Raw genomic sequence first — 21,985 nt, 5'->3', positions numbered from 1 at the left:
AGAGATGAAGCGTGCGCTGGGTTCGCCGCAGAGGTGCGCCCCGACGACGGCGACGCGGTGGCTCTGGGCGGCGACCTGAAGAAGCCGCCGGAAGGCGCCGCACCCGAGACCCTCACCTTTGGGGTCGGTCGGTGCCGTACACGCAGGGGGGTACGGCGCAGGGTCTCGGCGGCGGAGCCACCCCACACGTATAAGTGTGCTTCGGTTGTTCGCCCGTCTCGCTGTCGAACTAGACGGCTAAATAGCCACTACGAGCGTGGTCATACTCGTTCGTACGCTCACCAGCGACAACGACGCCTGCGTGGCCTAGCACATCTCAGACAAGCGAAGCGGGACAGCTGCGCGTGGCCAGGGTGCAGACCTCCCTCTGATCTGCAAGGTCTCACACGCTCCGCTCTAGTGCTCCCTGGAGTAGTCGGCTACGCCCTGGCTTTTGGAGATCATCAGATTTCCAACAAGTGCAGGTCACGAGCCAGTACGCTGTCGTAGACTACAGCGGCTGTTACACACGGCTGAAGCTAGGAATTGGCGTGTTTTAGCAACAGATGTCCCACTTGCCCGGATATGATGCGCGCGTCGGGGTGTCCCTGGCTCAAGCAGGAAGGTAGTCCTGGCTAAGAGCACACACCTCTGGGTGTGTACATGACGAGGTGAGGTCAGTGGTGTTGCCGAAGATCGTTAGCTTGTTCTCCGGCGCTGGCGGGCTCGACCTTGGATACCAAGAGGCGGGATTCTCTCTTTCGTTTGCGGTTGACAGTTCTGAGTGGGCCATCAAAACGCACCAGCGGAACTTCAGAGACACCAGGTCAGTGGCAGCAGATCTGAACGCTTTGCAGCCGGTCGGCGTACTTAACCTCCTCGCGGAGATATTGGCTGACGGTGAGCCGATCGGGGTGATTGGCGGACCACCATGCCAGGGTTTCTCAAGAGCTAATCCTGCAGCCCTTGCAACTGATCCGCGAAATAGACTTCCTATTCTTTATCTAGAAATTGTCGAAGAACTGCAGAAGCGATATGATGTACAGTTCGTGCTTTTTGAAAACGTTCTTGGAATCAAAGACGTAAAGCACGAGGTTACATTTGCCGGGATCCTTTCGAAATTCCGAGAGTTGGGGCTTAATGAAAGCGTGGACGAATACTGCGCTTTGGATTTTGGGGTACCACAGAATCGTAGGCGTGTAATTATCTCAGCGTTCAAATCTGCCGAAGCTGGGAAGAATTTTTCGCCACGTAAGACGATTGGCGCTAATCTTCATGTAAGGGATGCCATCTATGGCCTCCCGGACCCAGCTTATTTTAGCCGGGGTCTAGACGCTGGAGATATTCCGCATCATCCGAACCATTGGACGATGCGCCCACTCTCTCGTCGTTTTCAGCGGCCTAATGATGCGCAGGGTGCCACCAGAAGCTTTCGACGGCTAGATTGGGATAAACCCAGCCCTACCGTTGCATATGGGCACCGTGAAATTCACGTTCATCCTGATGGACATAGGCGTCTGAGTATTTTTGAAGCAATGATGCTCCAAGGATTTCCAGCAAGCTTTGTAATCGAAGGATCACTATCGGCGCAAGTCGAACAAGTATCAAACGCCGTGCCGCCGCCACTCGCTCGAGCACTAGGCAACGCAACTGCTAAAGCGCTCGACGCCGCTGAGAGGGAGATTAGGAGCGGCAATGAGTTCACTGCGAAATGAGAGAGACCGGGCGTTTGCTAATCAGCTCCGCGACGCAAAGAGCCAGTCCGACTCCATTGAATCAGTACTGACAACTAACGATCGTGTTATTGCTCGGGTGACAGATGGTATCTATCGGCAGCCCGGATCAGCCATAAGAGAACTTATTGCAAATGCTTATGACGCAGACGCAACATGGGTTTCCGTAAAAACGGATGCGCCCAAATTCAGCCGCATCACTATCGAAGACAACGGCACTGGTATGACACCTGAGGCAGTTGTCCACTTGCTTCACAATATTGGTGGAAGCGCCAAGCGCACGGAACAGGGTCAGGAACTCGGCATCACCTCAGGAACAGATCCAACCACAAGCCCCAAGGGCCGAACGCTCATTGGAAAGCTTGGCATTGGAATTTTCTCCGTTTCTCAGCTGACACATAGCTTCCAGATCATCACCAAAACACAGGGCGACGGATATCGTACAGTCGTACTCGTAAACCTGCGCCAGTTCTCCGATGGCCCAGCAAGCTCTGACGGTGGGGAATTCCAAGCAGGGCGTTATCAGGTCTGGCGGGAGCCCACAGATGATGTCGACGTGCATGGAACGACGATTGCGCTAACTGCGATTCGTCCGCAGACTAGGGACAGTCTCCGAAGCGAGCAAATGTGGGGTGCAATTAGCACTACCATTGAAAGCAGCGCACAGGAGAAGTCTCTCTCTAGTGTGCCGATGTATCATATTGGTCACCTCGATGCCCAGGATCTCCACGTTGATGACCAGAAAAGAAGGCTGAGAAACCTCCCCTGGGACGAAGGGGACACCGGTGAAGCGGCATTTTCGAAGATGGTCTCAAGCGTCTGGGCGGCAGTACAGGGGCAGACAACAGTGAAGCTCGCCCACATCTTCGACGCCTACCTCCAAATGCTTTGGAATCTCGCACTGGCACTTCCCCTACCATACGTCGAAAAGAACGTCCTCGATGAGACTGTTGCCGATGAGTGGGCGTATTTTTACAGGCTTGCTAACAATTCCAAAGGGTCCGCCCGTCCAATTAGTAACGAGCAAGCCGACATTACTTTGCGGGAGGCTGCCGGCATGCCTCCCGCCGTAGAATCTCAGGCGGATTTTAAGGTTACTGTAGATGGCGTGCAGCTTAGTCGCCCTATCCGTTTTCGCAATCTACCGATGACTCAGCATGTTCTGAAGAAACCGATGGTTTTTGTTGGATCGCTGCGTGAGGAGTTCAAAGGATTTGATAGGGATGTCAGCGCCGGGCCGCTTGAGTTTGAAGGCTACCTATTCTGGACCCCTAAGGTTGCCCCTACCGAACACCAAGGTGTTTTGGTACGTATCCATGGAGCAAGTGGTACCCTTTTTGACTCTACGTTTTTCAATTATCAAGTCGCGGAGTTGACCCGGCTTCGGCAGATTACTTGTGAGATCTTTGTCAAGCAAGGGCTCGAAGCGGCGCTCAACATCGACCGTGAAAGCTTTAATACGGCTCACCCGCATACCGTGGTGCTCACCCGGTGGGTCCACAATGCTCTGCGGCAACTCGCTACAGCGCAGAAGCGGCAAGCTCAACAGCTTCGCCAAGAAGCCCGGTCGTCAACGAAGCTTGGCATAGAAGGCCGTATCGGTCGCATCGTGGACTCTGCTAACGCAGTGCGAACGGATGGCGAAGGCGTAATCCCAGATATCCAATTTTCTCGCCAAGGTCAAGAGAAACGTTCGTCGAGCGCCGTACGTATCGTTCAGTCTTTCGATCTTGATCGGATTGTCCGGGAAATCCCAGGCGCATCTGCAAAATCGCCGGATCCTGACAACCTGCGTAAATTGGAGGCCATCACTAAGGTGCTGTCTGTTTACGGGGTACTCGAGCAACTATCCCCCAAGGAGCAGGACAACCTTCTCGGCTCTATTCTCGGTATCCTGGAAGTTGAAAACCTTGGCTGAAGAGATGGACGCACCGTTGGGAGCAGACGAGCCAGACGAGCAGGATGACCTTCGCAATATCCTGGGCGACGGGCCGGTACCTTTTCCAACCAAAGCGGAACGTGAATTCCAGCCATGGCATCGGCCCCGGAAGCAGTACGTGCGCAGGATGCAGTGGAGCCGGGAAATCAATATCCTTGCACGTGATCTCAAGCTCCAGCGAGGCCAGCTGCGTTATCTCACGCTGCCTGGCAACGATCTCCTGGATATTCGGCACATCGTCGAAGCCGTTTGCGCCCGGAACAACATGGAGCTACGTTATCTAGGTTTTAATAATGCTGCAAACCCAGCAAGTTCCGCGCAATCCGAACTCAATTCTGCGCAATTCTCCGTAAATAGACTCGAGTGTATTAATTCGGAATCTCAGGTAGTCCCAGGCGACTTTCGGATGGTGGCTAGCCATCGATCGCAGCCTTATCAAAGGATTCGCCAGGAAGGACCGTTCCACGCGATTAATATTGACTTGTGTGGGGGTTTTGCAGGCAAAGAGAAGGCGCTTGGGATACCTAACTACTTTGCGGCGCTGCAGGTCCTACTACAGAATCAAGAAAGAACTAACGAAGATTTCCTATTGTTCATCACCACGCGCATGGACGATGATAATATCGAAGAAGAAACGAAGAGAAAGCTAACACGGATTGTAGAGGAAATAAGTGATACGTGCTCGGGATACTCGGAAGAACTTTCCACGCTATGGGGACTGCCACATGTCGAGCTAGGTCAAAAAATATCAGAGGTGGCTACGACCGCAGAATTGTTTATGCTTGGTCTGACTCAGTGGATTATCTCCTGTGGCGTACGGACAGGCCTTAAAGCTTCGGTCCGTAGTTTTATGACCTACCGCACAGGTACTCGCCCGGGTGAAGACGACATCGTCTCGCTAGCGATCCGGTTTAAGCCAGATCCTATTGTGCGTGAAGATCCTCATGGGCTTACACAAATTCCAGCAGAGCAAGTGCCAGAGTTTGTTAAAGAGTGTGAGCAGTCGTTCAGAGTCCCGCGCCGCGTTCATGATCGAGTCCGTGTTGATGACGTAATCCGAGAGCAAGCAGATGAGTTCGAGGTGTGCATTTCGGAGTCATCTTCGCTTCTTGGATCTGCCGGCTACGACGTGAGCGCGTATCGCAACTGGGCGGTTCGTCAGGAGCGCATCGGATGATAGGGATTTGTGGACAAAATATCTCAAATTTCTAGGCTCGGCTTTATATTTCTGGCCCGACTTTAATGAGCACGCACGGATGATGCGATCTTTTTGCAAACTTCCATGGCATCCTCGTGGGCCCAGAATCGTAGCACCAGCCACCCGTTTGTGCGTAGAAGGAAATTTGTCTCAGTGTCGCGTTCGTGATTTCTGGCCAGTTTCGGGTTCCAGTAATCAGAATTCACGGTCACTGGGTGACCGTGCTCAGGGCAATTATGCCAAAAGCACCCGTCTATAAATATGGCGATTCTCTGCCGAGTGAAGACAATGTCGGCGCGCCTCCGGATACTTGGCAGAGGAGCGTAGTGGACCCGATAGCGGAAGCCCTGAGCGTGGAGTAGCTTCCGTACAGCTAGCTCAGGCCCGGTGTCGCGAGCACGGTTCGCCTGCATGTTTCTGCGCCGTCCTGGAGATGACGCCCATGACTTCTTGTCGCTCATGGGCTTAGCTTACTCGATTTATTCGGCCGTACCAGCCTTCCTGTCACCAACAGCCGATCAGCTCTATTGCTGCGCCGATTTATGACGACTCGTTGCGCGACAGCGGTGAAAATCGAGCGATCTGGCTGCCGAAGATAGAGTGGCATTTTGTGCCTCACAGGACGGCTGCGCTGCTCGTTGCAGCTTCGGAGCCTGCAGCGAGCAACTTCGCTAGCCCTTACGCGCCGTCGAAATCGGCGAGCATGGCGGACACCCGTGCCGGGGCTTTATCGAGAAGGAAGTCGTCAACGAAGACCATGTCGCAAACGCCTCGGGTATTTGCCGCGACGGCGTCGCGTACAATGCTGATGCGCGGCGAGGACATCGCGGCGTCGGCCGCCTCGAACGGGCCCTTGGCAGCGACCCAGACTCGCTCCTCGAAGAGGACCGCGGGGCCGGTACCGCCCAGGTCGTCCCAAAACTCCACATCTCCGGGCGGAATGTTGGACGCCCAGTCTCGGAGCAATTCCGCGGATTGGCGGCCGTGCTGGTTGCTGGTATCGTCCGTAGCTCGAAGAATGCTTAGGAGCTCGCCTGCCAGCCGCCAGTCCAGGAGACTGTGGTACGCCATGTTCGTATAGTCGCGTAGGCATTGGTAGCAAGACCCACGGCAGTCGCGGCCGTGGGCGCCGTCCGCGAATTCGGCCAGCATCCTAGAGGTAGTCGTCATGAGTTGGTCGAAAACACCCCGGTCGGCGAGGTGCGTGCAATAGCCAGCACCGTTGTCCAAGGTGTCGGAAAGAAAAGCGAAGGTACGCGCCTTGCTGCTTCCGGTGCCGGTACCGTGGATGCCAGACGCGATCTCGTTGGGCTGTACCTGCAGGAGCGAACCCGCAGCCGCGCGAAGGAGAGCAGCCAGCGAGTACCAGGCCGCCCGTCTGCCTGAGCGGTCATCGGGGAAGCCGGTACTCTGTGGCACAGAGGTGAGGTTTACAACGGCTAACACAATGAGGTGGATCGGTCCTGGTGGGCGTGTCTGGCCTATGAGTTGGGCGTTGGGCAGGTTGTGGGTGCCTCGCCGTGGATCGTGTCGGATGAGCTGTGGGGGCGGATCGAGCCGCTGCTGCCGAGGAGGGAGCGGCGTTTCCGTTACCCGGGCCGCAGACCGGTGCCAGACCGTGAGGTGCTGTGCGGGATCCTGTTCGTGCTCCGCACCGGGATCCAGTGGGAGCACCTGCCGCAGGAGCTCGGGTTCGGATCAGGGATGACGTGCTGGCGGCGGCTTCGGGATTGGAACGAGGCCGGCGTGTGGCAGCGTCTGCACGAAGTGCTGCTTGCTGAACTGAACGCAGCCGCCCGGCTGGACTGGTCGAGAGCGGTGGTCGACTCGTCCCACGTCAGGGCGTCAAAAGGGGGCTCCACACGGGCCCCTCGCCGGTCGACCGGGGCCAGCCGGGCTCGAAACACCACCTGGTCACCGACGGCCACGGCACACCGCTGGCCGTCATCCTCACCGGCGGGAACCGCAACGACGTCACCCAGCTCCTGCCGCTGATCGACGCGATCCCGGCCACTCGCGGCCGGCGCGGGCACCCCCGCCGGAAACCGGACTCGCTGTTCGCCGACCGCGGCTACGACCACGACATCTACCGCGACCAGGTCCGCGCCCGCCGCATCGCGCCTGCCATCGCCCGCCGCGGAACAAGGCACGGCACCGGCCCGGGCACCTACCGCTGGGTCGTCGAGCGCACCTTCGCCTGGCTCCACGGCTTCAAACGACTCCGCATCCGCTGGGAGCGCAGAGCCGACATCCACGAAGCCTTCCTCAAACTCGCCTGCTGCCTGATCACCCTGCGACAGATCAACTCATTGTGTTAGCCGTTGTTACTCTCCAACACTCGTTGGAGTCAACGGTGGCCATTGAGGACCGTTCGAGGGAAAGCGCAGGCCAAAACAGTCAGCGCGGTGCAGATCGACTCGACGCCGGCGCAGCGGTCACGCTGCTTGTCGATGAGCGTCACAAGCAAAGATGTGGCCGGTCGTCACACCGTCCGTGATGTAGAGCGTCTCGTTGGCGGTCTGTGTCGCCACTCCTGGAGCAGATCCTTCGCACTCTTGGCCCCATAACCGCGCCCCGGATGAGGCCCTCGGAAATCGGGGGCGGTGGCCCCTCCCATCGGCACGTCCGTATGCCGGGGAACAGCCTCCTCGTGGTGAGTGCCGAAATGCAAGGACAGAGTCCGGGTGGGGATGAGGGAAGTCAGTCGAACCAGTCGGGGTCGCCGGTGGTGATGAGGGTGTGGAGGAGGGTGCGGTCGTGCCAGGCGGCGTGGAGGAGGGTGCCGAGGGATTGGAGTGCTGCGGGGTCCTCGCCGTAGGCGACGAACATGCCGGCCTCGGGGTCGAAGGACACGCGGTCCTCCAGTTCGGGCGCGCGGGAGCGTATCGCCGAGCGGGCCACGCCCGCCCAGCCGTAGCCGTTGCCGTACTGGCCGCAGGACTCGAAGACGTCGAGGAGGCCGACCATGTGGTCGTCGCTGAGCAGCAGGCAGTAGTGGCCGGGCTTGTGGTCGTACTCGAAGAACGTCAGCGGCTCCAGGGAGGCGGAGCCGGCGGGGGAGTCGGTCATGCGGTGACGCTAGCGGGCGGCACCGACAGCCGTGCCGCGGTCCGTCCGGGCCCGGCGGGCTCCGCGCGCCCTCTGCGCCCGGAGTGAGCGTCTCCACCGCCGTGTACGTTCAACCGGCATGGATGTGTACGAGGCTGTGGACAGCCGCCGGGCCGTACGGGCGTTCAGCGACAAGCCGGTCGGCAGGGACGTGCTCGAACGCGTGCTGGGTGCGGCGGCCCGGGCCCCGTCCAGCGGCAACCTCCAGCCGTGGCGGCTGTACGTCGTGACCGGCGAGCCGCTGGCCGAGCTGAAGCGGCGCGCGGTCGGCAGGGCCCGGGCGGGGGATCCGGGCGACGCCCGGCAGTATCCGATGTACCCGGACGAGCTCGTCCCCCCGTACCTCGACCGCTTCACCGCCGCCGCGGCCCAGCGCTACGCCGCGCTGGGCATCGAGCGCGACGACCCCGACCGGCCCCGCAGGATCGCCACCGTGAACGCCGAGGCGTTCGGCGCGCCGGTCGTCCTGTTCTGCTACCTCGACCGGACCATGGGCCCCGGCCAGTGGGCCGACGCGGGGATGTACCTGCAGACGGTCATGCTGCTGCTGAGGGCGGAGGGCCTGCACAGCTGCCCGCAGGTGATGTGGACCATGTACCGCGAGACGGTCGGCAGAACCGTCGCCGCCGGCGACGAACTCACCCTGCTGTGCGGCCTGTCCGTGGGCTACGAACTGCCCGGCGCCCCCCGGCCCCGCACCGCCCGCGCGGCCCTGGCGGAAACCGTGAGCTTCATAGGCACATGACCCGCCCCGCAAGCCGCCCGCGAAGCCCCCCTCACACCGTCGTGAACGCCAGCACCACGTTGTGGCCGCCGAAGGCGAAGGAGTTGGAGAGGACGGCGGTCACCGGGACCTCCTGCGGGTCGGCCCCCACCAGGGCGAGCGGGACGGACGGGTCCGGGTCGTCGAGGTTCAGGGTCGGCGGGACGACCTGGTGGACCAGGGACTGCACGCAGGCCACCGCCTCGATCGCGCCGGACGCGCCGAGCGCGTGGCCCGTCATGGACTTGGTCGCCGACACCGGGACGGAGCCCGCCGCCGGGCCCAACGCCGCCTGGAGGGCGAGCGCTTCGGCGGCGTCGTTGAACTGCGTGCCCGTGCCGTGCGCGTTGACGTACGAGACGTCCTCCGGCGAAAGGCCCGCGGAGCGCAGCGCGTTGGTGAGCGCGCGCCGCGCACCCGCGCCCTCGGGGTGCGGCGCGGTGATGTGGTGGGCGTCGCACGAGCGGCCGTAGCCGCGCAGTTCGGCCAGCACCGTCGCCCCGCGCGCGGCGGCGTGCTCGGCGGACTCCAGGACGAGGACGGCCGCGCCCTCCGCGAGGACGAAGCCGTCCCGGTCGGCGGCGAAGGGCCGCGACGCCAGCTCCGGCGCGTCGTTGCGGCGCGACAGCGCGCCCATCCGCGCGAAGCCGGCGACCGTCAGCGGGTTGACCGCCGCCTCCGTACCGCCGGCCAGCACCACGTCCGCCTCACCGCACACGATCATCTGGTACGCGGCCACCAGCGCGTCCGCCCCCGACGCGCACGCCGTGGAGACCGCCGAGCACGGCCCGGTCAGGCCCAGGTCGACGGCGATCCTCGCGGCCGGCGCGTTGCTCATCGCCATCGGGATGAAGCGCGCCCCGAGCCGCCCGGGCCCGGACGCGATGAGGGTGCGCGTGTTGGCCTCCCACGTCTCCAGGCCGCCCGCGCCCGTCCCGACCACGACCCCGCACCGCTCCGGCGCCTCCGCCGCCAGGTCCAGCCCGCTGTCGGCGAGCGCGAGCGTCGCCGCGGCCCGCGCCAGCAGCGTGCACCGGTCGGCGGCCAGCGCCTCCCGCCGGCTCGGGGCGAGTTCGGCCGGCAGCTCCACCTCGCCGGCGATCCGCGAGGACAGCCCCGAGGCGTCGAAGCGCGTGATGGGCCCGACCCCGCTGACGCCCTTGAGCTGCGCCTGGTGGAAGTCCGCCGCGCCGACGCCGATCGTGGTCACGGGACCGAGCCCGGTGACCACGACACGCGTCCCGCTCATGCCCCGACCTCCTGGGCCTCCTCGGCGGCGACACCGCGCGCGAGCAGGAAGTCGGCGACGTCGCCGATCGTGGCGAGCGAGGACAGCGTGTCGTCGGGGGAGTCCAGCGGCTCGCCCAGCTCCTCCTCGACGACGGTGAGCAGCTCGACCATGTCGAGCGAGTCCATGCCGAGGTCCTCCTTGAAGCGGGCCTCGGGCACGACCTCCTCGGGCAGCAGCCCGAGCCGGTCGACGAGCACGTCGGCGATGCGGTTGCGCAGCAGGTCCGCGGGGGTGGCGTCGGTTGTCACAGGTGTGGTCCTCACGAGTGGGCGGGGCGGGGAGTACGGGCGGTGCGGGCCGCGAGGCCCGCGTGCAGGCCCAGTTCGCGGCATACGGCGTCGGTCGCGGCCACGAACCGGTCGGCTTCGGCGCGGTCCAGGACGAGCGGCGGCTGGATGCGCAGCATGCGGCCGTGGTTGGCGGTGACGAAGGTGAGGATGCGGTGGTCGCGGGCGAGCGCGTGCACGAACCGCAGGCACATCAGGTCGCCGAGGGTGGCCTCAAGTGTGCGGCCGGCGTGCCGGATCGCGTCGGTCACGTCGTCGGGCATCCAGTCGACCAGCGCGTGCAGATCGCCCGGCAGCCGGGTCAGCAGCTCGTCGGCGAGCGAGCGGGCCGCGCCGGAGAAGTCGCCGTCGAACTCGATCGCGTTCATCAGCCCGACCCCGCGCACCTCGCGGATGAAGTCGTAGCGCCCGGCGACCTCTTGCAGCCCGGCCCGCAGATGCGCGCCCAACTCCGCGGCCCGCGCGGGCAGTTTCTCCGCCTCCAGCGCGTCGAGCGTCGCAAGCCCGGCCGCCGCCGCGAAGTTGCCGCCGCCGAAGGTGGACGAGTGCAGCATCGCCCGGTTGCTGCTGCCGTACGCCTGGTCCCACAGCTCCGCGCGCGACAGCGTGACGGCGATCGGCACCAGGCCGCCCGACAGCGACTTGGCCACGCACAGCACGTCCGGCTCAAGCCCGTCGTGCTCGGCGGCGAACATCGCGCCGGTGCGGCCGAGTCCGGTCTGGATCTCGTCCAGCACGAAGGCCGCCCCGGCCCGCCGGCACAACTCCTGTGCCGCGCGCAGGTATCCGGGCGGCGGCAGCACCACCCCGCCTTCCCCCTGCACCGGTTCGACGACGAAGGCCGCCGCCCCGTCGATCACCGCGGCCAGCGCGGCCACGTCGCCGTAGGGGACCTCGACGCAGTCGGGCAGCAGCGGGCCGAAGCCGGCCCGGTGCGAGTCCCGGCCGGTGACGGACAGCGCGCCGAGCGTCTTGCCGTGGTAGCTGTTGGCCGTGTAGACCAGCCGCCGCCGGCCCGTACCGGCACGGGCCAGCTTGAGCGCCGCCTCGACCGCCTCCGCACCGGAGTTGCTGAAGAAGGCCCGCTCCAGGCCGGGCGGCGCGACCTCGCACAGCCGCTCGGCGAGCTCCGCGGTCTGCGCGGGCATCGACACGTACTGCACGAAGGTCGGCGCGCCGCCGTCCAGGAACGTGCGCAAAGCGCCGGTCACCGCGGGGTGGTTGTGGCCGAGGTTGAGGCAGCCGTAGCCGGCGACGAAGTCCAGGTAGTCCGTGCCGTCCTCGGTGGTCAGGGTGCAGCCGCGGGCCGAGGTGAAGACCCGGTCCATGTGGTGGGCGGCGAACAGCTTGGCCATGGGCGGGTTGACGTGCTCCCGGAAGCGCCATTTCGTCGCCGCGGTCACGTCCTGCGCGCCTGCCCGGGCCGTACGCGAAGGGGCGTGGTGCACGGCCAGCCGCGCGATCTCCTCCTCGGCGAGCGGCCGGCCGAAGGACGCCAACGGCGAGGGCACGAAGCCGTGTTGCCCGGCCAGCGCACCCAACTCCCGCACCACGCCGATGTCCAGGTCGCGCCCCAGCGAGCACGACGCGGCCCGCCCCTCCAACGCGAGCACCATCGTCTCGGCCAGGCACCCGTTGAGCTGCTGGCTCGGCCCCGGCACGGACCCGTCGCCGAAAGCCACGTCGTCCCTCGCCGTGACGAGCCCGCCGTCGACGACCAGCACGTCCCGCCCGGCCGGCGGCGGCGCGGCCACGTCCCGCGGCAGCGCCACGTCCACGACCACCGAACCCGGGTGCAGCCGCGCGGTGTCCACGACCCCGCCCGTGGACGACGCCGTGACGTACAGCCGCGGCCCGTCGTAGCACTCGGCGATGTCGTCGTGCAGCACCACCCGGGCCCGCTGCTCGGGCGCCAGGTGCCGCAGCAGCGCCTCCGGCGCCCGGTTGCCGCGCCGGGCCACCAGGTCCAGCGGGAAGCCGTCGTCGAGCAGCAGCCGCGTCACCGCCAGGCCGATGGAGCCCGGGTAGCCGACGACCACGACCCGGGTGCTCTCCACCGGCAGGTCCAGCAGCCGCACGCAGGTGAGCAGCGCCTGGTGGGCGGCGTACGTGGTCAGGGAGTTGCCGCTCGTGACGGGCATGCCGGTGTGCTCGGCCGTCCACAGCCCGCGGTCGCCGACGATGGACGTCGCCCCGCCGAGCCCCACGATGTCCGCGCCCGCCTCCCGCAGCGCCAGCACCTCCGCGGCCACGACCTCCTTCGCCGTCCCCGGCAGCCGCAGCAACTCCCCTGCGGTGTACGGCAGATAGCGGACGTCGCCGGTGGCGTACGCGCCGGTCGCCGAGGTCACCGACGACAGCAGCGGCAGCCGCACGTGGTGCCGCGGGGCGTCCTCGCGGACGGTGCCGAGCTGGTCCTCCAGCAGCCGGCTGACCAGGTCCATGCCGCGGACCTGGTTGCGGTGGCCGGCGCTGATCGGGTGGGCCAGGAAACCGAATTTCACCGTGTGCTCCCAGGGCGCGGGGTGGTGCGGGCGGCGGCGGGGCGGGGGCGCGGGCCCATCGCGAGCGCCAGGTCGGACAGTTCGTCGCGCTGCCAGCCGAGCGAGGACAGCAGGCTCAGCCCGTCGCCCTCGTTGTTGTGCGCGAGCAGCACGTCGTAGAGGTTGACGGTGGAGGGCCGGGTGAGCTGGTCGCGCAGCGCGTCGCCGTCCACGTCGGTGAGCCGGCGGCGGCTGACGGTGACGGGCCCGAAGGACTGCTCGCGCTCGTCGTCGAGCAGGTGCAGCACCCGGGTCTGCCGGGCCGAGGCGGCGCCGGCCCGGCCCTCGCGGTAGGTGCGGATGACCGAGTGGCCGCCGTCGACCAGCCGGAAGACGCTGACGTTCCCGGCCGGGCGGCGCCCGTCCAGGCAGATGTGCTCGACCAGCGTCGGCACCATGTCGGGCACCAGCGCGGCGGCCCCGTCCCCGACGAAGGCCAGCACATTGTCCTGCCGGGTCAGCGCCAGCGCGGGCACCGCCATCAGCGCGTCGCCCATCAGCGCCCTGCCGTACCAGCCGGAGAAACCGGGGCCGGTACGCGGCAGGTTGCGGATCGCGGACAGTCCGCCGCGGCCGACGTCGAAGACACCGGTGTACGTGTAGCCGTGCGCGGTGATCAGGTCGTCCAGGACGGCGGCGAGGCGGTGGAAGAAGTAGTTGGGGCTCATCGGCGCGACCGGCAGCAGGTGCACGACGTCCGACGGGCTGTCCGCGGTGGCGGCGATCGCGGCACGCCGGGCCGCGCGCAACTCCTCGGGTACGGCGAGGCGTTGGCGTACCGCGCGGAGGAAGGCGGTGCCGTCGGCGTGGACGGGGTGGTCGGTGAAGGGCGCCAGGTGCGCGGCCTCCCGGGTGACCTGCACGATGCGCAGCATCCGCTTCAGGGTGCGCGGTGCGAAGGGCGTCGCGGCCTCGGGGATGCGGCTGTTGAGGAAGAACAGCGCCTGCCGGTCGCGGTGCCGTAGCCGGCTGCCCTCGTGCAGGAAGGCGTGGACGCGCGCGGAGTAGCCGTACATGCCGAGCGTGCCCAGGTACTCCTCGACGCGGCGGCCCTCGTGGTGGCCGGCGACGGTGCCGGGGCGGGTGAGCGAGTCGGCCAGCGCAATACCGGCCTCGGCGGCGATGTCGTAAACCAGGCCGCGCTGTTCGGCGTCGAGGGCGCCGCACTGCCAAAGGACATGCGTGGGGCCGTCGTTGACGAGGTCCATGACGGGGGCGAGGGCGTCCTCGGTGACCTCCGTGAGCGGTGCCCGCGCGGGCTCGGGCTGCTGCTGCCCGGCCGGCGCGGGCACGCGTAACACCTCGGGCGTGGCCAGCAGCACCACCGGGCCGCGGTGCTCGCCGTACGCGGCGAACGCGGCGGCCAGGTCGTCGGCGAGGCGGGCGGGGTCGTCGAGGTAGAAGCAGGGCAGCCGGCGGGCTCGCAGCACCTCGCGGGAGTCCTCGGCGGCGTGCACGGTGCCCTGGAAGGGGAACCAGGCGCCGCTCGGGGAGTCGGCGCAGACGATGAAGCCGCGGGCCCGGGCCTCGCGCAGATTGGCCAGGGTGCCGCGGAACTCGTCGACCATGCCGCTGGTCGCCACGATCAGCGCGGGCGCCCCGTCCACCTGCCAGCGCGCCAACGCCCCGCAGGCCAGGCTGTGTTCGCTGGGCCCGCGCAGCACCGGGCTGCCGGACGCCGCGGCCAGCTCCTCCAGGTCGCCGATGAGCCCGCTGACGGCCGACCCGGTGTAGTAGTGCAGCCCCCAGCTGCCGCGGGCCTCCCCGTCGAGGAAGCCGGCGAGCGCGGCGGCCAGCGCCGAGGCCGTCGTACGGGAGGCGGCGCGCAACGCGGCGGCGCCCTGGCGCAGTTGGAGGACGTCGGTGAGGCAGCACACGGCGTCGCCGGCCAGCACCCATGCCTGCTCGGGCAGTACGCGGTGGGTGAAGGGCGAGGCCACGTGCACGGTGTCCGGCCCGGCCGCCTCGTAGACCACCACGGAGTAGCCGGACGGCTCGAAGGCCGCCGCGCCGGCCACGTCGCTGCGCAACTGCTCCAGCGCCGCGTCGAGTTCGCGGTCCAGCGGCGCCGCGCTCACCCCGGCCGCCGCGGCGTCGATCAGCACCAGCGCCAGCACCGGCCGCTCCCCGTCCGGGAGTTGCGGCAGCCGGCCCAGAGCGTGGCCGAGGTCGGTGAGCGAGTCGGCCCGCACCAGCCGGAAGGCGGCGCCGGGCAGCACCGCGTCCAGGAACCGGCGGGAGCGGGCGAGCACCTGCCCGTAGGCCGGCTCGTCGAACGACCCCTCCCGCACCGGGACTTCACCGCAGTCCAGCCGGCGCCCCGAGTCCCCGGCGAGATCCCGCAGCGCCGTCGCGACCGCCTGGTGGAACCACGGCCGCTTCCCCACCACCGCCACCATGAAGGGCGCGGGGCCCTCCGCTTCCACGTCCGTGCTCAACACCGGTTCCCCATGCGTGCGTTCCCGTCGCCTCGTCCGCGTCCCCGAAATGGTCGTTCAAGGGCGAAGTATGTGCCGACCGCACTGCACAGGTTCTGCACGGCGTCTATACGTCTACTGGAGCCGTTCGCGGCGGTAGCGGAAGGCGGGTCAAGGGGAGGTAAAGCCCGTTCAACGGGTGTCTCCGCGCGCGGAGCGGAACCGCCCGGGAAGGCCGCGCGGACCCGTCCGTACGGGCAACGCAAGCCCGCCCGTAGGGGCCCCTTATATGCCCGGAGGGCCCCGCGGCGCCGCCCGTGCGGACGGTCCTGCGGGACCCTCCGGGGCCACCGCCCGAGGCTCAGTCGGTCAGCCCGATCCGCTGGTGCAGCCGGCGCAGCGGCCCCGGCGCCCACCAGTTGTGCCGGCCCAGCAGCCGCATGAGCGCCGGCACGAGCAGCCCGCGCACCAGCGTGGCGTCCACGATCACCGCCAACGCCAGCCCCGCGCCCAGCAGTTTGAGGATGCTCAGCTGCGAGGTCGCCAGCGCGCCCAGCACCGTCGCGACGACCAGCGCCGCCGCGGTGATCAGCCGCCCGGTGCGCTCAAGTCCGAAGGCGACCGCCCGCGTCGTGTCCCCGGTGGCCAGGTACTCCTCCCGGATGCGCGACAGCAGGAACACGCTGTAGTCCATGGACAGCCCGAAGGCCACGCAGAACATCAGGATCGGCACGGTCACTTCGAGCCGCCCGGTGCTCACGAAGTCGCCCACGAGCCACTTGAGATGGCCGTCCTGGAAGACGTAGACCATCGCCCCGAAGGACGCCGTCAGGCTCAGGATGTTGAGCACGAGCTGCTTGAGCGGGATGACGACGCTGCCGGAGAACAGGAAGAGCAGCACCAGCATGCTCGCGGCGATCACGCCGCCCGCCCACGGCAGCCGGTCGGCCAGCACGTCCTTGGTGTCCACCTGGCTCGCCGCCGCACCCCCCACCAGCGCCGCCCCCGGCGCCTGCACCGCCCGTACCGCCCGCACATGCCGCTCGCCCGCCGCCGAGGACGGGTCCACGTCCGAGAGCACCGACAGCCACGTCCCGGCCCCCCGCGGCGCCACGTACCCGTCCGCCGCGGGCGCCACCTGCCGCCCGCCGGCGAAGCTGCCCGCGGCGGAGTCCACCCGCACGGTGTGCGGCACCCGCGAGAGCCGCTCGGCGTACGCCGTGAGCGACGCCCCCTGCGCGGCGGCGTCCACATCGGGCAGCACCACCACGTCCGGCGCGGTCTGCGCCGAACGGAACTGCGTACGCAGCACGTCGGCGGCGACCTGCGCGTCGCTGTGCCGCGGCAGCACCCGGTCGTCCATCAGCGCGAACCGGGCCTGGAGGAACGGCAGCGCGAGCGCCACCAGCACCACCGCGACCACCCCGCCGACGGCCACCGGCCGCCGCATCACCACCATCGCCGTACGGTGCCACACCCCCTGCTCCGGCCCGCGCGCCCCCGGCAGCCGGCGGCGCAGCGGCGCGAAGACGTCCCAGCGGTCGATCCGCCGCCCGATGACGGCCAGCATCGGCGGCAGCACGACCAGGGCGGCCACCGCGGCGAGGATCACCACCAGCACACCCGCGTACGCCAGCGAGCGCAGGAAGTACAGCGGGAAGACCAGCAGCGCCGCGAGCGACAGCGCGACCGTCAGCGCGGAGAACAGCACGGTACGCCCGGCGGTCCGGACGGCCGCCGCGACCGCCTCCGTCACGTCCCGGCCCGCGGCCAGCTCCTCGCGGTAGCGGCTGATGAGGAACAGGCTGTAGTCCACGGCCAGTCCGAAGCCCAGCGCGGTCGTGATGTTGAGCGCGAAGACCGACACCGACGTCACCTGCGCGAGCCCGGCGAGCATCGCGTACGTCACCAGGACCGCGACGACGCCGACCAGCACCGGCAGCAGCGCAGCCAGCAGCGAGCCGAACGCGGCGAGCAGGATCAGCAGCGTCAGCGGCGCCGCCAGCAGCTCGGCCCGCGTGAGGTCCTTCGAACTCTGGTCGTCCGCCTCGGAGTTGACCTGCGAGAGCCCTGTCACCCGGACGTTCAGCGGCCCGTGCCGGCCCTCCAGCACCGGCGTGAGGTCATGCGCCCGGTGGTAGGCGGCGTCCTCGTCACCGGCGAGCTTGACCAGCACCAGCGCGGTGTCGCCGTCCCCGGACCGCAGCGTGGCGTCCCCGGTGGACCAGAACGACCGTGCGTAGACGACGCCTTGGGCCTTCGCGGCCTGCTCCGTCAACGCCTCCCCGGCCCGTACGGCCGCGGCGTCCGACACCCCGGCGTCCGTATGCGCGACGAGGATCAGGTCGGGCGCCCCGGCATGGAACCGCTGCGCCAGCACCTGGTCCGCACTGACGGACTGCGCCGACTGCGGGGTGTACCCGCCGCTGGACAGCATGCCCTCCACACCCCCGCCGGCGACCGCCGCAATGACGGCGACCAACGCCACGACCAGCAGCGCCACCCGCCGCCGCCCGACCAGTAAGCGCGCCACCCGCGCCAGCCGCCCGGTGACGGCCACCGCCCGGTCACCCGTATCGGGCGGCGGAACCTGAGCTGTTGCGGACATGGGGAATCCTCCCGTGAGGGCGTCGTCAGGCTGCCTGGTCACACCACGGCCCATCCCCCGAACCGGACGAGCCGCCCCCCGATTGTGGCGTACAACTCCGCCCCCCCACCACATCCACCCCCGGCGGTTCCCCCACCACCACCCAGGCGCACCCCCCCACCCCACAGCCGGCCAGAGCCCCGACGAGAACGGCAGGGCCCGGCCCCGCCCACCCGAGCTCCCGCCGGCGGCCAGAGGCCCGACAAGGGCGGCAGGGATCGGGCCCCCACCCACCCGCACCCCCACCGGCGGCCAGAGGCCCGACGAGAACGGCAGGGCCCGGCCCTCCGCCGCACCCCCACCGCCGGTCAGCCGCCCGACAAGGGCGGTAGGGACCGGCCCCCACCCACCCGAGCCCCCACCGGCGGTCAGAGGCCCGACAAGGGCGGCAGGGACCGGACCCCCACCCACCCGTACCCCCACCGGCGGTCAGAGGCCCGGCGATAGCGGCATGGCCCGGACCCCACCCACCCCCGCCCCCACCGGCGGTCAGAGGCACGGGGCGAGCGGCAGGGACCGGGCCCACCCACCCCCACCCCGACCCCCCACCGGCGGTCAGAGGTGCGACGAGAGCGGGAGGGGCTGGTTCGGGGGGTGCCCCCGCAGGACTGCGCACGACAAGAGGTCACCGGAGACGCAGCGAGGTCATGGTGCGCAGTCCGAGGAGGTACCCCCCGAAGCGGCCCCGACCCCACCACCCCGGGGAGCGGCCCCGACCCCCACCGCCACCCCCGGACCAGACCACCGCTCAGGCCGGCCCGCCCCGGTGACCAGGACGGACGAGCCGGCGAAGCGTGCGGACATGAAGAACCCTCCAATACCAGACCGACCGTTCCACAAAAACAGCCCCCACAAGCCCCACCCAGGCCAACCACACCCCCCCCGCACCCTCCCGACGCCCCCGCACCCCCCGCACAGGCGCCCGCGCGCCTAGTCCAGCAGCGCCAGCGCCTGCTCGGCGGCGTCCCGCACCACCCCCGGGTCACCGGCGGCCTTGCCGACGACCCGCAGCCCCTGCATCAGCACCAGCAGCATCCGCGCAAGCGCCCGCGGATCGCGGTCCGCCGCCAGCTCACCCTGCGCGTGCGCGCGGACCAGCGCCGACCGCAGCAGCGTCTCGACCAGGCCCCAGCTCGCCTCGACCCGCCGGGCCGCCGCCGCGTCGCGCGCCCCCAGCTCGGCGGCGGTGTTCGTGACGAAGCACCCTTTGCGCCGCCGCTCCTCACCGCTCGCCTCCGCCGCGAACCGCCGCACCACCGCCCGTACGGCCGGCAGCGCCGGCCCCGGCTGGGACAGCTCCCCGAGCAGGCTCGCGTCGCGGCTCTCGCTGTACCGGTCCAGCGCCTTGAGATACAGCTCGTGCTTGTTGCCGAACGTGGCGTAGATGCTGGCCCGCCCGACCCCGAGGTGCGCCACGAGGTCCGCCACCGACGTCGCCTCGTACCCGCGCCGCCAGAACAGCTCCAGGGCTGACTGCAGCGCGGCGTCCGGGTCGAACTCCTTGGTCCTGGCCATGCCCGCACCCTAGGGCAATAACAAACCGACCGGTCAATAATCGCCGGGGCCCGGCGCCCGGCGCCGCAAAGGGAGTATCAGCCGCATATCCGGGCATAGTCCCGTCATGCTCGGGCACGAGCCTCCGGCCTCCTCCTCCGGGGAAGGCGGAGTCCACGAAGCGGTCGACGTCCTCGCGGTGCTGGGCGGCGACCTGAGCGTCGCCGTGTGGAGCACCACCGCCGAGCGCCTGTGGGGCCTCACGGCGCGGGAGGCGCTGCACCGCCCCGTCGGCGAACTGCTGGCCGGCGGCACGTCCGCCTGCCACCTGGCCCCGGACGCCGCCGCGGAACTGAAGGCGCAGGCAACGGCAGAGGCCCAGCCCCAGCCCCCGCAACCCCCAGGCGGCCGGCAACAACCCGCACCGGAACCCCCGGACACCCCGCAACCCACCTCGCAACCCGCGGGCGGCGCGCCCCCCACCCCGCAACCCCCCGGCGCCCCCTTCACCGGCGGCCCCTGGTCCGGCCGCGTGCGGATCCGCTGTCGCGGCGGCCGGGAGGCCACCGTGGAACTGCGGGTCACCCCACTGCCCACCGCCGGCGAGGCGGCATGGCTCATGTGGCGTCCCGACGACGCCCGGGAGCGGGGCCGGCAGCACCTGCTCAGCGAGGCCGAGAGCCGGATCGGCACGAACCTTGACCCGATGGAGACCGCCCAGGAGCTGGCCGAGACCACGGTGCCCAACCTCGCCGACTACGTCACGATCGACCTCGCGGAGGCCGTGCCGCTGGGCAGCGTCCCGCTCGGCCACCTGCGGTCCACGGACGTCAGCATCCCCGGCTTCTACCGCGCCGGCGTCGCCTCCATCCACCCCGACCTGCGCGAATCCCTGTGGGGCCGCGGGACGCCGGTCTTCGTGCCGCCGCGGTCGCCCTTCACCGCGGTGCTGGACAGCCGCAGGTCGCACTTCGAGCCGGTCCTGGACACCTCGCCCGGCACCTGGCTGGACAACGACCCGGACCGGGCCCGGGTCATCCACGCCACCGGCATGCACTCCCTGATGATCGTCCCGCTCCAGGCGCGCGGGGCGATGCTGGGGGTCGCCGTCTTCGTCAGGACCGAGAACGCGACCCCCTTCACCCGCGCGGACCTGGAGCTCGCCGAGGATCTGGCGGCCCGCGCCTCGCTGAGCCTGGACAACGCCCTGCGCTACACGCGTGAGCGCATGGCCGCCCTCGCGCTCCAGCAGGACCTGCTGCCGCACCGCCTGTCCGGCGGCAGCGCGCTCGACGTCGCCTTCCGCTACCTGCCCGCGGACACGCACGCCGGCGTCGGGGGCGACTGGTTCGACGTGATCCCGCTGTCCCGCGACCGGGTAGCCCTGGTCGTCGGGGACGTGGTGGGCCACGGCATCAACGCCGCGGCGACGATGGGCCGGCTGCGCACCATGGTCCGCACCCTCGCGAAGCTGGAGGTGCCGCCCGACCGCCTGCTCGCCCTGGTCGACGAACTCGCCGTCGACCTCACCCCGGAGCCCTCCGGCGAGGTCGGCCCCATGCCACCGGTCGTCGGAGCGACCTGCGTCTACGGCGTGTACGACCCGGCGACCCGCCACTGGACCCTGGCCAGCGCCGGCCACCCGCCCCCGGCAATCGTCGCCCCACCCACGCCCCCGCAAAACGCGACCCCAGCCACCTCCCGGTCCACATCCCCGCCCACCCCCTCCGTCACCTTCGCCGACCTGCCGCCGGGCGCCCCGATCGGCGTGGGCCTGGCGTCCTTCACCTCGATCGACGTGGAGCTGGCCGAGGGCAGCGTGATCGCCCTCTACAGCGACGGCCTGATCGAGACCCGCGGCGGCGACCTCGACGAGGGCATGGAACGCCTGCGCGCCGCCCTCGCCCACCCCTTCCGCACCCTCGACGACCTCTGCGCCACCGTCGTCCGCACCCAGCTCTCCGGCGCCCCGACCGACGACGACACCGCCCTCCTCCTGGCCAGAACCCTGCCCTGACGCCTGGTCAGAACCGATCGGGGGGAATTCGGCGATTTCATGGAGACATTCGGTGCACTCCGCCATACTGGCGCCAGCGCTGACGATCTGGGGGGACACGTGGACGGCTTGTACAGCGCGTTGAGCGCCGCCCTCGAAGGGATAAGAAACCAGTCCTTCAGGTTCCTGCTGGGCGGATTGATCCTGCTCACCGTCGCGTTCGTCACGCTGGCCGGCGCGGGCCCCGAGGCGGACATCCCTTTTTACGTTCTCGTCGGTGCATCGGTGCTCCTGCTGCTCGCCGGACTCTACGGGCGGATCTCCCCCTCCGGCGCGCCCGGACCGAACAGGACAAGGAACCCCGAAATGCCGAATGATCGTTCCGAGCTCACCCGGACGCTCGAAGAGGCGCGCCGCACTCTGCACTTCCTGGAGGTCAAGGCCGCCGGCATACCTGCCTCCGAGCGCACGATCTCGCTGAGCCGCGATCTGGAACAGCAACGCGTTCTCGTGGGTGAGTTGGAGACACAGTTGAACGATCTTCCCGCGGAGGCGTGAGGCAGCGGGACATTCGGACACCGGACGGGGGG

16 protein-coding genes are annotated in these 21,985 nt (G+C 68.3%); 7 read left to right on the top strand and 9 right to left on the bottom strand.

The genetic code is table 11. The annotated features are described in order from the left end of the window. The first annotated feature begins 650 nt into the window (after positions 1-650). Genes HCN08_RS22000 through HCN08_RS21990 form a run of 3 tightly spaced genes read left to right on the top strand, consistent with a single transcriptional unit; the run spans position 651 to position 4,828 of the window. Positions 651-1,694, top strand: a complete 1,044-nt coding sequence (locus tag HCN08_RS22000) for a DNA cytosine methyltransferase (protein ID WP_322974607.1) — start codon at positions 651-653, stop codon at positions 1,692-1,694. After that, positions 1,675-3,630: an ATP-binding protein gene (locus HCN08_RS21995; RefSeq protein WP_167984919.1), complete on the top strand. Its 1,956-nt coding sequence runs from the start codon at positions 1,675-1,677 to the stop codon at positions 3,628-3,630. The genes HCN08_RS22000 and HCN08_RS21995 overlap by 20 nt, the downstream gene beginning before the upstream one ends. Then, entirely contained in the window at positions 3,623-4,828 is a 1,206-nt protein-coding gene (locus tag HCN08_RS21990) for a PP_RS20740 family protein (RefSeq protein WP_167984918.1), read from the top strand. The genes HCN08_RS21995 and HCN08_RS21990 overlap by 8 nt, the downstream gene beginning before the upstream one ends. 62 nt (positions 4,829-4,890) lie before the next feature. Here HCN08_RS21990 and HCN08_RS21985 read toward each other — a convergent pair whose 3' ends face one another. Both HCN08_RS21985 and HCN08_RS21980 read right to left on the bottom strand, forming a co-directional pair. After that, on the bottom strand, positions 4,891-5,310 hold the full coding sequence (locus HCN08_RS21985; protein WP_167984917.1) for a very short patch repair endonuclease: 420 nt from the start codon (positions 5,308-5,310) through the stop codon (positions 4,891-4,893). Between the two features lie 217 nt (positions 5,311-5,527). Then, positions 5,528-6,268, bottom strand: a complete 741-nt coding sequence (locus HCN08_RS21980) for a Zn-binding domain-containing protein (protein ID WP_322974606.1) — start codon at positions 6,266-6,268, stop codon at positions 5,528-5,530. Between the two features lie 87 nt (positions 6,269-6,355). Between HCN08_RS21980 and HCN08_RS21975 the strand changes: the two genes are divergently transcribed. Further along, positions 6,356-7,167 (top strand): IS5 family transposase gene (locus tag HCN08_RS21975; protein WP_407648853.1). Its coding sequence is split into 2 segments (ribosomal slippage): positions 6,356-6,707 and positions 6,707-7,167, totalling 813 coding nucleotides; the frame shifts between segments, so codons are not numbered across the junction. A gap of 382 nt (positions 7,168-7,549) precedes the next feature. Here HCN08_RS21975 and HCN08_RS21970 read toward each other — a convergent pair. Beyond that, positions 7,550-7,918 carry an immunity 51 family protein gene (locus HCN08_RS21970; RefSeq protein WP_167984915.1) on the bottom strand — a complete coding sequence of 123 codons (369 nt, stop codon included), beginning with the start codon at positions 7,916-7,918 and terminating at the stop codon, positions 7,550-7,552. Positions 7,919-8,036: 118 nt separating this feature from the next. Here HCN08_RS21970 and HCN08_RS21965 point away from each other — a divergent pair, with 118 nt between their 5' ends. After that, on the top strand, positions 8,037-8,702 hold the full coding sequence (locus HCN08_RS21965; RefSeq protein ID WP_167984914.1) for a nitroreductase: 666 nt from the start codon (positions 8,037-8,039) through the stop codon (positions 8,700-8,702). Positions 8,703-8,733: 31 nt separating this feature from the next. Here the strand turns inward: HCN08_RS21965 and fabF are convergent, their stop codons facing one another. The 6 genes from fabF to HCN08_RS21935 form a co-directional block, all read right to left on the bottom strand. Continuing rightward, complete coding sequence (gene fabF, locus HCN08_RS21960) at positions 8,734-9,969, bottom strand: beta-ketoacyl-ACP synthase II (RefSeq protein WP_167984913.1); 1,236 nt, start codon at positions 9,967-9,969, stop codon at positions 8,734-8,736. Continuing rightward, on the bottom strand, positions 9,966-10,259 hold the full coding sequence (locus HCN08_RS21955; protein WP_322974605.1) for an acyl carrier protein: 294 nt from the start codon (positions 10,257-10,259) through the stop codon (positions 9,966-9,968). Before HCN08_RS21955 ends, fabF begins: the two co-directional genes overlap by 4 nt. An 11-nt stretch (positions 10,260-10,270) precedes the next feature. After that, positions 10,271-12,802 (bottom strand): aminotransferase class III-fold pyridoxal phosphate-dependent enzyme, encoded by a 2,532-nt coding sequence (locus HCN08_RS21950; protein WP_167984911.1) that lies wholly within the window; start codon positions 12,800-12,802, stop codon positions 10,271-10,273. Continuing rightward, positions 12,799-15,279: a hypothetical protein gene (locus HCN08_RS21945; RefSeq protein ID WP_167984910.1), complete on the bottom strand. Its 2,481-nt coding sequence runs from the start codon at positions 15,277-15,279 to the stop codon at positions 12,799-12,801. The genes HCN08_RS21950 and HCN08_RS21945 overlap by 4 nt, the downstream gene beginning before the upstream one ends. A 340-nt stretch (positions 15,280-15,619) precedes the next feature. After that, positions 15,620-17,866 (bottom strand): MMPL family transporter, encoded by a 2,247-nt coding sequence (locus HCN08_RS21940; protein WP_167984909.1) that lies wholly within the window; start codon positions 17,864-17,866, stop codon positions 15,620-15,622. A gap of 969 nt (positions 17,867-18,835) precedes the next feature. Continuing rightward, positions 18,836-19,420 carry a TetR/AcrR family transcriptional regulator gene (locus tag HCN08_RS21935; RefSeq protein ID WP_167984908.1) on the bottom strand — a complete coding sequence of 195 codons (585 nt, stop codon included), beginning with the start codon at positions 19,418-19,420 and terminating at the stop codon, positions 18,836-18,838. Between the two features lie 106 nt (positions 19,421-19,526). On the opposite strand from HCN08_RS21935, the gene HCN08_RS36260 reads away from it, so the two are divergent. After that, positions 19,527-21,416 carry a PP2C family protein-serine/threonine phosphatase gene (locus tag HCN08_RS36260; RefSeq protein ID WP_167984907.1) on the top strand — a complete coding sequence of 630 codons (1,890 nt, stop codon included), beginning with the start codon at positions 19,527-19,529 and terminating at the stop codon, positions 21,414-21,416. Positions 21,417-21,515: 99 nt separating this feature from the next. Further along, positions 21,516-21,953, top strand: coding sequence for a hypothetical protein (locus tag HCN08_RS21925; protein WP_167984906.1), 438 nt, complete (start codon positions 21,516-21,518; stop codon positions 21,951-21,953). Positions 21,954-21,985 lie beyond the last annotated feature (32 nt).

The sequence above is a fragment of the Actinacidiphila epipremni genome (assembly GCF_012034175.1).
GTDB classification, from domain to species: Bacteria; Actinomycetota; Actinomycetes; order Streptomycetales; family Streptomycetaceae; genus Actinacidiphila; species Actinacidiphila epipremni.
This window is presented reverse-complemented; position numbering and strand designations above follow the sequence as displayed.